The organism is Desulfobacter sp., from assembly GCF_050177295.1.
In genome coordinates this window covers 1-14,454 of the sequence record NZ_JBFXHE010000011.1, presented here as the reverse complement: position 1 = coordinate 14,454, position 14,454 = coordinate 1, and the positions used below count along the sequence as shown (strand labels likewise).

The following is a 14,454-nucleotide window of genomic DNA, read 5'->3' as shown; positions in this document are numbered from 1 at the left end:
CTCTATCGCACCACCTCTGGGTGTCTGCGGATGTTTCTTCTGGCCCCTGCCAACCTCCGTATTTTTGCCCGATTCAACGTGTTCTCTTTTTCATGCCTTGAGTCCTTTTTATGCTCCAGATAATTTGCAAGGTCCCGTATAGTTGTATACTCAAACAAATCAGTTACAGATGTCATTTTTCGTATTGGCTCTTCAAAATTGTTGTGAATTCGCACAATATCCAATGATGTTGCTCCCATATTTATGAATTTTTCATTCACATCTACCCGGCCAATATCCAAAACCTGCTTCACGGTTTCTGCGATTTTTCTTTCAATAGTGGTTCCAGGAAGGGTTTCTTTCATGCAACTTGTAACCTCTTTTTTTGTATAAGCAGGCAAACCGTTGCGATCAATTTTTCCGTTGGCGGTCAAGGGAAAAGAATCCATGGGAATAAGAGCGACGGGAATCATTTCCCTTACAAGTTTTTCTTTGATAAACCCGGTGAGATCTTCAACTGAAACCGGAGGTTGATCTTTTGCAGTAAAATACCCTACAAGAAATTTTTCCTCCCGCTCATCTGTTTGAACAGCAACAAGGGCCTGATCGACCCCCTGGTGTAGCTTAATTACGGCCTCTACCTCACCAATTTCCACTCGGTATCCGTTAATTTTAACCTGAAAATCCTCTCTTCCCAGAAATTCTATAATTCCATCGGGAAAATATCGGGCTATATCTCCTGTTTTATAAAGACGTTCTCTTGTTTCAGGATGGATGATAAAAGCTTGGGATGTTTTTTCTAGATCATTCAGATATCCATTGGCAAGACCTATCCCCGCGATATAGAGATCCCCGGGAACCCAGTCCGGGCATGGGTTCAAACTGGGGTCAAGGACATGGAGTCGCTGATTTGCAAGGGGACGTCCATAGGGAATGCTTTTCATTTGTGGGTCAACACTGTCGACTTCATGAAATACAGACCAGATGGACGCCTCTGTTGCACCACCCAAGCTTATGATTCGGGCGTTTTTAAATTTCTTGCGAATTTGGTCCGGCATATCCAACGGAATCCAATCTCCACTTAAAAGAACAAGTCTAAGGGATTCTGGAAGCTCATCCTCCTCTCTGGCAAGAGATTCTAAAAACATTTTCATCAACATAGGAACAGAGTTCCAGACGGTAACTCCGTACTGGCTGATAAGGCTCAACCAGTGCCCCGGATCTTTTGTTTTGGATGGATCGGGGATCACCAATTCTGCCCCCGCAGCCAGAGTACCGAAGATATCAAATACGGAGAGATCAAAATTGAGATTTGACAGGGCAAACACCCTATCTTTGGAAACAATTTCGTTTCGACTGATAATGTCCAGAATTGTATTAACAGCCCCTCGGTGATTGATGATCACTCCTTTTGGAAATCCAGTAGATCCAGATGTATAAATCACATATGCGGGATCATCAGGCGTTTGAAGGGGTTTTGATGGGGCCATGAAGTCAGACACACTGTCTTGCAGGTCAACGGACAGGATTTGCACGCCATCCGGCCACCCTATCTGTTTTTCCAGCTTGGACTGTGTTAAAATAAATTGAATCTGTGCATCCTGCAGCAGATTGTGAAGCCGTTCCTTAGGCGACTTCGGATCTATGGGAACAAATGCCGACCCCGCATTCAAAATACCGATGACAGCAACAACCTGCTCCCAGCCTTTTTCCATGACTACAGCGACATTGGAGGATAACGGTACCCCCATATCGGATAAAAGCAGCCCGATTTGCCTGGCACGATTGTCAAGTTCTCCATAACTTAAGATTCTTGAAGAAGTTATAACCGCTGTAGCATCCTGCTTGGCTGCTGCCTGATCTGCAAAGAGGTCATGAAGAAGCCGGGTTGAAACCGGACCATCTGTTGCGTTGATTTGTTCCCTTTTATCAAGAGTTTTTTTAGAAATCATCCTGAATCTTCTAGTTTCCCAGGCAGCCTCATCCAAAGCCAATTCGCCGATGATTTCACCGTAAGCCGAGAACATTTCATCAAGTAATCCAGGTAGAAAAAGATCTTCCACCGAATCCCAGAAAATCACAAGGTCATCGTTTATAAGTGAGATCTGGTTGTCTATCCACACCTGAGGGGTTTGGGTAATATTGTAAACAATCTTTCCGGGAGTGGCGATCAAAGCGTTACCATTGTCGATTTTATCGTATCCAAGGTTGCTTGTAAAAATTACCGGCATTAGAACGCGACTTGAGTTCTTGTTTTTCTTTTGGAGCGCGTTGAGCACACGAACGCCGCTGTAATGCCTGTGGTCCATATCTTCCCAAAGTCCATGCTGGATTCGTTGTGCAAAATTGGCAAAAGGTTCGTTTACATATGTTTCTACACCAAAGAGGATCGTTGAGGTAAAATCGCCAATAATCTGATTGACATCGGGATGAATAGGAAGCCGATTGAAAAGGGTTATGTTAAGAGTGAACTCCTTATTCCGGCTCCACCTGGAAAGGACCTGTGCAAATATGGCAAGCAGTGCATTGGCAGAAGTCAGCTCGAATTTTCTTGCTATTCTTTCAAACCATTTCCATTTTTCGGCCGGCAGTCTAAATTCCCGTCTTACAAAACGTGTTTTTGAACGCGTGGAACCGATTTGTGCAAGGGGAAGGTCAGGGGCTGAGGGAAGCAAGGCCAGTCTGTCATGCCAGTATCGGCGTGAGCGCTCATAAGCTTCCGTGGTACGGAATTTTTTCTCGGCACGGACATAATCCCTGAACGACAATGGTGGCATTGTTGGTTTTGCGGTAGGATCTTTATAAAAATCCATAACATATTTCATCAAAAGCGCAATACTATAGGCGTCGGCAATTAAGAGGTCCATGCTGATGTGCAGTCGGGTGACGTCTTTTTTGAGCAGGGTTGCTCGAATTTCAAACAGTGGCCATTGATCTGCCGGGTACACCTTATGCGACATGGCGTTTCTGATTTCGAGCAATTCTTTTTCTTTTGTGTTTTCTATATAGTTTAAGAGATCAAGTTTTTTTATGGTGTAAGCAGGAACCTCAGCCATGATTTGCTGACGTCCGTCGGAGAGAATAACAGCCCGAAGCATGTCATGGGCGATAATGGTTTTTTGCCAGGCAGACTCATACCGGGAAAGGTCCAGGTTTTCTGCATCAATTTCAAAATAGACGTGGCATCCTACCGAGCCAAATTCTATGGACTCACTGCGTCCTATCCAATAGGCCCGCTGAAGATCCAGCATTTCAAAAGGAATGTTTCTCTTTTCCGGTTCAAGCAAAACAATCATATCTGTGACATCACAACCATCATCACGTTTTTCCCATTTTTTTTCTGTTTTACTAAGGATATTTTCGGAAATTCCATTGATAGTAAGGTTTGCAAATACCTCGTTGGGAACAAGAGTGATCCCAAGTTCTCGGCTTATTTCCTGAGCCACGTTCAGGAAAATAAGAGAATCGAGGCCTATTTTGATCAGATTTTCATCATCATCCATGTTATCTAGATCCATACGAAGAGAGTTGGCTATCAATTGCCTCACATAAGTTCTCAAGAGGGAGAGTCGCTCTAGCTGAGAGTTTGTTTTGCCTATAGGATTTCCAACGGACTCCAAACTTTCATGGGACGAGGAGGTTGACTTTTTCTTTGTTTCCTCCAGTTCCGAATAGATCAAAAATGTACCCGAATGCCGCAGCCTATTGGTAAAGAGAGGCAAGTCTAAAGACGCGGCACATATCTGTACCGGATTCTCGTACATGATTCGTTCCAACATCCTGATACCAGTTGAATGGGAAAAGAGAACGATTCCCCATGCCGCAAGATGCTTTTTTACTTGATTGTCAGAAGCCAGTCCATCGCCATCCCATGCGCCCCAATTAATACTGGTGGCAGCAAGCCCCTGGGAACGCCGAAAATGTGCCAATGAGTCCATAAAGGCATTGGCTGCTCCATAACTTCCCTGTCCAGGTGAGCCTGTGATCGACCCCAGTGAAGAAAAAAGAATAAAAAAATCAAGCGGTATATTCTGCGTTAGTAGATGAAGATTCCATGATCCGTCGACTTTAGGTTTCATGACCCGGAAAAGCGCCTCCCGGTTCTGCCGGTTCAGCGTTCCATCCTCGACGACGGCGGCAAGATGCATGATTCCCCTGAGAGGAGGCATAGCTTGATTGATTTGTTCCAATGCGATCCTGACCTGCTCATAATCACTTACATCACATGATAAGATCATAAGATTGACTTTCTTTTCCTTGACTTTATGATCCAGAAAAAGATCTCTTCCCTGTGAGGAATTCCTCCCAGCCAAAACAATATGCCGGGCTCCTGCGTCAATAAGCATTTGAACCACAGATCTACCGATGGCTCCTGTTCCTCCGGTAACCCAATAGGTGCTGTCGGGTGAAAGTGAAATTAAAGGTTTCTCAGGTCTCAATTGATAGGCGATCTCTTTAAGTCTGGGAACAAAAGAAACATCTTCGCGAATAATCACCTGCCTTTCATTTTCGTCGGACCGGACTTCTCTCCACAGACGACTCATCTGATTGGGAGCATAGGACTCCAGATCAAATATTCGGCACATAAATTCTGGGTATTCAATGAATACGGTCTTTGCAAGCCCCCAGATTGGGGCCTGGAAAGGATTGAGCATTTCGTTTTCGCCATCGCAGGAATATGCACCGCAGGTAATAAAATTCAGATGGGGCTGGGTGGTGGGCCAATTAATTGAGGAGAGAGCCTGAATAAGTAAGAGCGCCCTCCCTGTCACACAGCGGCAGGCGATTTCAGGATGAGGATCTGAAAAAGGGAATGAATCCGATCCTGTCAGAAAAAAAACACCTTGAATTTTTTCATGACAACGTTTCTGTGCCTCCAGAATACGTTGTTTAAGCTGTTCAGTATCCATTTCATTCCCGTTTGGTAAAGAAAATGAAATGGTAAAGCAACTGTCTCCAGAAGCGGCAATCTCTTTTTTCAGTCCCTCCCCAATCCCTGTTTTATCTTCAAGGATAATCCAGACGCCAGAATTTGTCTGAAAAGACGGCAAGGCAGAAGACTTCTCCATCCATGATGTTTTATAGAAACGAAAGGCACTTTCCGGCGATGGATTCTTCGTTTCGGCTTCTCTCTCCACACGGCCTGAGTATGTATTAGAATTTTTAGCAAGATTCTCAGGTATCCAGAAGCGTTTTCTGTCAAAGGGATATCCGGGCAGGGATACCCTTTGAAAATGACTGTCTGGGAACACGCCCTTCCAGTGGACTTGGAAACCAGACATATACAATATACTAAGAGCCTTCAGGCTCTGCTCCATATTATCGGAGGATTTTTCTGGGGTAGTGGCCAGCCAGGCGTCTTTATCACGAGGATCGTCAAGGCATTCTAAATTTGTCAAAAGCGGTTGGGGGGCAATCTCTATAAAAAGAGTATCACTTTCATTTTGAGCAGCAGTAACATCGGATAAAAGCGGAGCCGGTGACAAAACATGGCGGCCCCAGTAATCACTTCCCGGCAACTCTGTATTCGGCAATACTTTTCCTGTAATGTTGGAAATAAGAGGGACTTTCGGCTCATGAAAACAGATTTCATTGAGGACCTGCCTGTATGCTTCAACCATCGGCTCTATAAGTTGCGAATCCTGCATCAGGCGAGTCCTTTGAGAAATCATAAATAAGCCGTCTTCCAAGCTGAAGCATCCTGCAATGCAGGCTGCTGTATATTCGCCCACGCTGTGTCCCATAACCAGATCAGGTTTGATGCCCCAGGACTTCCACATCTGAGCCAACGCATACTCCAGAGCAAACAGAGCGGGCTGGATTAAAGCTGTTTCATTCTGGAACTCCTTTTCTCCATCGTCAGTATATATGAATGAAAGTAAAGGCTGGCTAAAATATTTTTCTAAGATATGACTGCACCGGTCCACGGTGGTTCTGAAAACAGGCTGAGTTTCATAAAGTAGCCTACCCATCCCCGAGTACTGTGGCCTCTTTCCAGGGAAAAAAAAGGCGATCTTTTGATGTGCATGGAAACCCATCTTCCTGTCACCATGTTCTGAATTCTCTACAAACCGATCTAATTGAGAAATAAAACTTTGATGGGAGTCGGCGATAACCGCCAACCGGTATGGGAAATGACTCCGTCCACAGGCTGCGGTAAAGCAGATATCTTTAAGGGATTCAGTTTTGTTGTTTTCTATGTACTCTTTGTAACGCCGAGAAAGTCTTTTTAGACCCTTGCTGTTTTTCGCCGAAATAGGCAATATATAAAAAGATCGGGAGCGCTCTTCCCCATGGGGCAGGCGTCTGGAAGGGGCCTCTTCCAAAATCACATGGGCATTTGTACCTCCAAACCCGAAAGAGCTAACTCCTGCCCGGCGGGGGCCGTCATTTTTTTCCCAAGGGGCAAGGGTTGCATTTACGTAAAAAGGAGAGTCTTCAAAATTGATATTGGGATTTGGTTTTTCGTAATTCAGACTGGGAGGAAGCGTTTTCTCTTTCAGTGCCAAAACGGTCTTGATAAAACTTGCAATCCCTGCTGCTGAATCCAGATGACCGATATTCGTTTTAACAGACCCCAAGGCGCAGAACTTTTCTTTAGGAGAGTTTTTTGTAAACACCCGGCTTAAGGCTTCTACTTCAACAGGATCCCCAAGCTCTGTTCCCGTACCATGAGTCTCAATATAGGATATTGAGTCAGGCTTTACTTCCGATACGCTCAGGGCCTCTTCAATCACATCACTTTGCCCGGAGACACCCGGAGCCGTGTACCCGACCTTAAGGGCTCCGTCATTATTTACGGCAGAACCCAATATTTGGGCATAAATGTGATCACCGTCAGCCAAAGCATCTTCCAGTCGCTTCAACAGGACAGCTCCAGAACCGTTTCCCGGAGCTATGCCCTGAGCCGCACTGTCAAACGCACGGCACCGACCATCTTTTGAAAATATCATCCCTTTCTGGTAAAGATAGCCGATTTTTTGAGGAATCGAAACGGCAACTCCTCCGGCCAGGGCCATATCACATTCGCCGCTCAACAGACTTTCGCATGCCATGTGAATGGCAACCAGAGAAGTCGAGCATGCGGACTGGACTGTAACACTGGGGCCTCTTATATTTAACTTGTAAGAGATTCTCGATGTAAGATAATCTTTATCATTGCCGATAAGCATTTGTAACCCCAAGGAGTTCCCAAACAGGGGAAGGCTGGCTTTCATATTCATCAAATAGGTGCTGATGCGGCAACCTGCAAAAATTCCAATATCCCCCTCATACTGATCCGGCGTATAACCGCCGTCTTCAAGCGCTTTCCATACGGTTTCCAGAAAAATCCGCTGCTGAGGATCGGTTATTTCAGCTTCCGCAGAAGAATAACCAAAAAAAGCAGCATCGAACAGGTCCTCCCCCTCAATGGTAAAACCTGCGTTGACATAATTTCGATCATCAATTAACACCGGATCTACCCCGGATTTCAAAAGGTCTTCACGGGAAAAGTGACTTATGGACTCAACACCGTTTTTAAGGTTTTCCCAAAATTCAGCCGCATTGGCAGCCCCCGGGAAACGGCAGCTCAAACCTATGACGGCAATTTGTTTTAATGTGCTCATACATGGTTCTCCCTATGTATTATGTAAAATTGGGATAAAAAAGAGTATAAAAATGTGGGTGGTGCTTAACACGCGCTGGCTAATTCTACACAGACATCCTCGAATGCAAATGATTCGTTAATCAATCATTTTTTCCATAATCTCCTGGCCCAAAAGCTCACTACAGAAATTAGAGACCCTATTTTTTGAATGGTTGCTGATCCGAAGATGGATGTTTTCTGCAGGGTTCCCGACCTTTCTGAACCGAAACATGCGGTAAACAAATTGACCGCTCTGGAGCAGCTTATAACTGCGGGTACCCTTGTGAGCAGAGTATAAATCAATCATTTTGCAACACTCTTCAACACTGAGCTTATCTATGCCTTTAAAACCATCCATACCCATGACGAAACCCGCTGACGCCTCATCCCTTGCAATAAGGACATTGGAGGTAATATCTCGGTTCACCTCAAGCTTAAAACCCGCCTTTTTGAGAAATGGAAAATAATCATCCAGATCCTGGAGATTGAAGATGTCTGTATAAAGAAAAACTCCGTCCGGTTTTAGCACGCGGCTGACTTCAAGGAAGAAAGAGCCGATGTTCAGGTAGTTGCTGGAGGATTCAATATTCATCACGATATCCGATGTGTGGTCTTGAAAGGGAAGGCTTTCTGCATTTCCCTCCTGAAAAGAAATATTTTTAAATTTCTTTTTGCAGAACGAAATATTTTCACTGTTCAGATCAATACCGGTCAAACTTTTTGCATTGAAAAAGGTGTCGATACAAGAGAGAGCGCCACCCCTTCCGCATCCCACATCCAGAACATGACGGTTATCCATCGGAGTATCGCCGACTAGCTCAAGTATCAACTGAGTGGAACTCTTGTTTAAATAAATTTTCGGCAGCTGAACGACAGAGTGTGACGGTGTGTCGCCGGATACATACCCCCAATTGAGAAAGGTTGCATAATCTCCGTATTCCGATGATTCAATTTGCCGATTGATCAAATCGTAAAGCTTATATAGCACCTGCTTAATCTGTTGGTCCGTATAAACTTTTGTTTTATCTTCTGTCATTTTTTCCCCTTTTGTTTTACCTCAGGTAAACTGATGCCTGCGGACTGCACAACTTGAGACTGAGATTCCGACCTTGGAAAAAAGTCGCAATCCAAGATATGTAAAATCAATATAATGTCTAATTTTTATAGCGTTCAAGCCCGGGAACAGGAGTATCCGGAACAGGCATCATTACCTTTTTGGGCTCGCCGATTTGATTTATGATGCCGTTCCAGAGACTGCTGAGGTCTTTCAGGTATCGTAATGACTGATCAAAGGGAACGGTTCGGTCCGTCATCTGGTGGTGAATTTTTCCAAGTGCCCTGCAGATACCCTCGGGCCAGTACTGGTTGGCAATATCGCTTATCGAAGGTGCGGTTTGAGGTGAGAAGGAGACTGCTGTTGATGCGTTACAGGAGGTAAACACTATTTTTCTCTCTTCCAGAGAGTTGGATACATCATGATCCCCGTATCCGGGGATATAAAACTGGCTTGACCAGATAACCGGACCATGGGTGTTTACAAGGGTAAGATTTCCAGAAGGCATTCCAACACAGACTCTGTGCATGATAAAAAAATGGTTGTCTGTATCTTCAGGGTCATAGCAGTTGTGGATTTTAATGGTGGTGGAAACACCGGCAATCACGGCTTGAATTGATTGAAATGGCACCATGGAACTGGTGCATATTTCCGTCAAATCTTCATGCCATATTCCCGGTTCTCCCAGCCCGTATGGTCTAAATCCTCCCAGGGAGTTTCCAAGAATATCCAAGAGTGAATATAACAATTGAATGCTTGCGGTTGCTTCAATAAACAAGGGAACCGAATGATTACGGGCTTCTGCAAGGTAATCAATGAACGTTTTTACAGGTTCTACATTCGGGTAATGGCTGTTCACATGATAAACAACATTGTTTTTTGCTGCTAACGTCATACAACGCTCTATATCATCCCCATGGACCGGATGTTCTTGAAGTACATGAATCCCCCGGGAAATAAGTTGCAGCGCAATATCCGTCCCCTCACCACCAATGATCGTAGATTTGATAATAACACAGGCGAGATCGACATCATTGGGAAGTTGCTCAACGGATAGATAGAGAGGAATCTGCAACTCAACTGCATATATCTGTGATCTTTGACTTCCTTTCGCAAGAATTCCTACAAGCTCAAACGGCGAATCATATGAAGTTAAAGCCTTGAGATACATATAACCCCATTTTGTGCCACATAAAATCGCTTTTGGCTTTCTCATATACAACTCCTTGATCCAGACACTTTATGTCTCTTTTTTTATTCTTTCGATGTTACCCTTATTTTGAGAAGGATTAGCCTCATCTTTCTCCCTGGCTGTGTTCAAAAGTTTAAGATCGGTTGGAAGATTCAGGTAATTCTCCCGGTCTCAACTTGCCTATGCCTTGTTTCCGGCACGTCTCAACCGTCTATTTCTACTGTGGCTCTTTCGTTTGTTAGCCCTTTTATTCCCAGGCCTTTCAACCTGGGCCTCCCCGACACTTTGACTTAAATATTCGGCAAGAGAGCTAATTGTTGGATGCCCAAACAGATCTACGATGTTAATGGTTTGTTTTATCCTTTTATTGATGATTGTATGAATCCTGACAAGTTGTATGGAATCTGCACCTAAATCAAAGAAATTATCCAAAATGCCAACCCGTTCTATTCCGACAACTTCTGATATAATATCGGCAATGCTTCTTTCTAGTTCAGTACGAGGAGCTATTTTATCCGGGATGTCATTCGGTTGGTTTTTCTCCAGTTTTCGTAATGCGCTTCGGTCGATTTTTCCATTTGATGTTAATGGCATGGACTCAAGTATCACATAATCCAAAGGGACCATGTAGGCCAGCAGCTTTTTTTTCAGAAATACCTTGCAATCACCATGGGAGAATTGAGTGTTGTTTTTCAGCACTACATACCCCACAAGATCCATGGTGGTATTCCGTGTTCCCTGCCCCACATCCACAACGGCATCTCGAACGCCGGGGAACTGTTTTAATACGGATTCCACTTCCCCCAATTCCACCCGATATCCGTTTATCTTGACCTGGAAATCTTCCCGCCCGATGAATTCGATATTGCCATCAGGCAAAAATCTTCCGAGATCACCGGTTTTATATAAGCATTCTCCAGTTTGGGGATGTTTAATAAAAGATGCGTTGGTTTTTTCCTTGTCATTTAAATATCCTTTTGCAAGCCCGGCACCGGCGATATAAAGATCTCCCGGAACCCAGTCCGGGCAATGCGCCATATTCCGGTTCAATACATAAAATTTTTGATTTGCCATCGGCTTGCCGTATGGAATGCTTTTCCAACCCGGCAGCATTGTTTTAATTGGAAAAAGAATTGACCAGATGGAAGCTTCCGTTGCCCCTCCCAGGCTGACGATCTCGGCATTATGATACAAAGATTTGATACTTGGGGGAAGACTGACAGGGATCCAGTCACCACTCATTAAAATCAGCCGAAGAGACTGGGGCAAACTCTTTTTCATCCCCGATGAGTATTCAATCAACATTTGCATAATTTGTGGGACCGAATTCCAAATTGTAATATTATGCATTCCCATCAATTCTATCCAATGGGCAGGATCCTTTGCTCTTTTCGGCTCAGGTATCACGATGGCAGCACCAGCGGCCAAGATGCCGAACAGGTCATAAACAGACAAATCAAAATTTAACCCGGCAAGGGCAAGAACCCGATCCGCCGGGCCAACGCTGAAACGTTCATTGATATCCATTATGGTATTGACAGCTCCCTGGTGGTCGATCATTACGCCTTTAGGCCTGCCGGTTGAACCGGATGTATAAATAACATAGGCAAGATCGTCGGGATCCTGGATAGGCTCCAGAGGGTCTCTTTTATTATCGGGATCAATATTGTCAACGGAAAAATGCTGTACATACTCAGGCCAGCCATATTCCGTTTCAAACTGGGACTGGGTAAGCACAATTTCGACCCGGCCATTTTTGAGGATATATTCCAGCCGTTCTTCGGGCGTGTCCGGATCAATGGGAAGGTAGGCGGCACCAGACTTTAACACCCCCAAAACACCAACAACCTGTTCCCAGCCTTTTTCCATTAGGACTGCTACAAGGGAACCGGGCACAACGCCTTTTTTCCTGAGCAATCGTCCCAAAGTATCTGAACGGACGGATAGTTCTTTGTAGGTCATTTCCAGTGAGGGGGTGATAACGGCCACCTTTTCCGGGTGTTTTACGGCCTGTCGCTGAAACAATGAGTGAAGCGTTGTCTTGGGCAGATCCGATTCTGTCGCATTCACAAGCTTTCTGATGGCGAGCTGTTTGTCGGGAATAGTCACCAAGCTCTTTTCGCTCCAGATTTTGTCATCACCAGCCAGACGACGGAGGAGCAGACAATAAGAATCAAACATCTCATCCAAAAGTCCGTCTGGAAATGATTCCTTGACCGTATCCCAAACCAGATTTAACTGTCCCGATGATTCATAGACCTGATGATCAAGCAGTACCTGGGGCGTCTGGGAGATGCCGTAAATAAACTTGCCAAGATTGTTGTTGCCCAACGGATCTTCATCCGGTTGATTGAATCCAAGGGCACTTGTAAACACAATCGGCATGATTGCTCCACGACGGTTATTTTTTATTTTGGTCAACTTTCTCAAAACCTGAACACCGCTGAAATATGGATGATCCAGATCCTTCCACAGTTGCTGCTGGAGATTTTTCGCGCGTTTCTCAAATGAGTCGGCACAGGAGCAGTCAATGGCCAGAAGAGTTAATGAAGTAAAATCACCAATAATGTCATTCACCTGTGAATGCAGCGGTAATCGGTTGAACAAGGTCAGATTGATCGTAAACCGGGGACTTGTGGACCAAAGATTAATGACTTCAGCGAAAGCCGTCAAAAGAAGCCCGGAAGGTGTAATCTCAAGGCGTTTTGCCCGTTTTTTAAGTTGCTTCCATACGCGGGGTTCCAATATTGTTTCAAACCGGCTGAATCGATAATGTTCTCCGGGTTCAGGTGTATTCACCAGGGGCAATTCCGGTGCCGGTGGCAACTCTTCCAGACGGTTAAGCCAGTAGTCTTGATCTTCCTTATGGATTTCAGATTCTTTCAATTTTTCCCCGGCCAGAATATAATCGCGGAACGATAATTCAATGGGAGGAAGTGTTGCTTCGGGCTGCTTATAAAGCCTGGACCATTCGTTTAATAAATGAAACATGCTCCATCCATCAAACGTAATATTATCAAAGCTGATATGAATTCTGACACGCTTGCCTCCATAACGGGATGCCCTGATTTCAAAAAGAGGCCATTGGTCCATGGGGAGAATCTGATGGGACATTTCATATCTGATTTTCTCCAGTGCTGATTCGCATCTTTCCTGGGGAAGATCTGAAAAATCGGATATGTTTATCTTATAGAAAGGCACATCGGGTAAAATTTTCTGACTCTGACCATTATTCTCGAAAATAACCCGCATCATATCATGATGATTGATCAATCTCTGCCAGGCTGAGTTCACTAACCCAAGATCCAGATCAACACCGTCAAGTTCGAAGTAGCAATGGGCTGCAACAGTTCCAAGCTCATAAACGCCACTGCGACCGACTGAGTATGCGTACTGCACATCAGACAGGGGAAAAGGAGAATTTACATTCTCCGGGTCGGGAATGATTTTAGGTAATGGAGAGGTTAGATGCTGTTCTTCATTGATTTCTACTTGTAAATTTGCAATCCTCTTGGCAAGCTCCCTGATTGAAAGGGATTCAAACAGCATTCTCAAGGGGATTGCCACACCAGTTTTTTCCCGGATTTTGGCAATGATCCGAGTTGCAAGAAGGGAATCTCCGCCCAGATCGAAAAAACTGTCGTGAATACTTATCTGATCAAGCTTCAAAACCGCCTGCCATATTCGGGTAAGTAAAAATTCTGTTTTCGTTCCAGGCGCCATGAAAGCCTTTTTCACACCACCATGATCCTCATCCGGCACAGGAAGTGATTTACGATCCAGTTTGCCATTCGGTGTCAGGGGAATAGCGTTCATGGCGATATAATCGGATGGAATCATATAGGTTGGAATTTTTTGCTGTAAAAATTCACTAAGTGCTGCCAGAGATATTTCTTTCACCATGTTAGGGGCCTGGGCGATGATCATATCCTGCGCAACGGATTCGGAATGACGCCCCAAAACGGTAAACCGCCTGTCAAACCCCGACGACTTCAGAAATTCCAGCCACTTATCCCCATCAAGAAGGGGAAGTTGCATTTTTGCCCTTGCGTCCTCAAAGGTTGTAAAACCCTCTTCTATCAACCCCACACTGATTTTCTGCAAATCGGTATTAACTGTTGCTTCCACCATGAGAAGCAATCCGCCCGGAGAAAGCAGCTTAACGATATGTTTGAGCACCTTTCCAATATTGCGGGCCCTATGGACGGAATTATGGGCAACGATTATATCAAAGGAGTGGGAGAGATATCCCTGGCTGCCGGGATCCCGTTCAATATCCAAGACGGCAGATTCAACAAACGGATAATCAATGAACCGGCTATTGGTTTTATCTGTAAAGAATGCAGAGACATCTGTACAAGTATAAGCAACTTTTTCTCCAGAAAAAAATGGCATCAGTGTGGCTGAAAACTCGCCTGTTCGCGCGCCAATTTCAAGAATTTTGACGGGTTTTTTCCAAAATGACGCGTCACAGGAGGCCTGAAGAACTTTTTTTGCGATACTGTTCAGGATATCGGTGCCCGGCATAACCTTTATCAATGCTTCAGGAGAGATGCCATTTTCGTCAGAAAAAAAGAATTCCAAGGGTTCCTCATTTCCCTT

The 14,454-nt window shown here is 44.7% G+C and carries 4 protein-coding genes; all 4 read right to left on the bottom strand.

Annotation, left to right across the window (positions count from 1 at the left end; translation table 11 throughout):
* Positions 1-2: 2 nt before the first annotated feature.
* A complete protein-coding gene (locus AB7U36_RS02050; protein WP_428158143.1) occupies positions 3-7,586 on the bottom strand; it encodes an amino acid adenylation domain-containing protein in 7,584 nt (2,527 codons plus the stop codon).
* A gap of 117 nt (positions 7,587-7,703) precedes the next feature.
* Positions 7,704-8,642, bottom strand: a complete 939-nt coding sequence (locus AB7U36_RS02045) for a class I SAM-dependent methyltransferase (protein ID WP_428158142.1) — start codon at positions 8,640-8,642, stop codon at positions 7,704-7,706.
* Positions 8,643-8,760: 118 nt separating this feature from the next.
* On the bottom strand, positions 8,761-9,876 hold the full coding sequence (locus AB7U36_RS02040; RefSeq protein WP_428158141.1) for a Gfo/Idh/MocA family oxidoreductase: 1,116 nt from the start codon (positions 9,874-9,876) through the stop codon (positions 8,761-8,763).
* A 156-nt stretch (positions 9,877-10,032) separates the two neighbouring features.
* A complete protein-coding gene (locus tag AB7U36_RS02035; RefSeq protein WP_428158140.1) occupies positions 10,033-14,436 on the bottom strand; it encodes an amino acid adenylation domain-containing protein in 4,404 nt (1,467 codons plus the stop codon).
* Positions 14,437-14,454 lie beyond the last annotated feature (18 nt).

What these genes read in the sequence shown, in the direction of transcription:
- AB7U36_RS02045 (WP_428158142.1), bottom strand. Translation starts at nt 8,642, where the DNA reads ATGACAGAAGATAAAACAAAAGTTTATACGGACCAACAGATTAAGCAG.
- AB7U36_RS02040 (WP_428158141.1), bottom strand. Translation starts at nt 9,876, where the DNA reads ATGAGAAAGCCAAAAGCGATTTTATGTGGCACAAAATGGGGTTATATG.
- AB7U36_RS02050 (WP_428158143.1), bottom strand. Translation starts at nt 7,586, where the DNA reads ATGAGCACATTAAAACAAATTGCCGTCATAGGTTTGAGCTGCCGTTTC.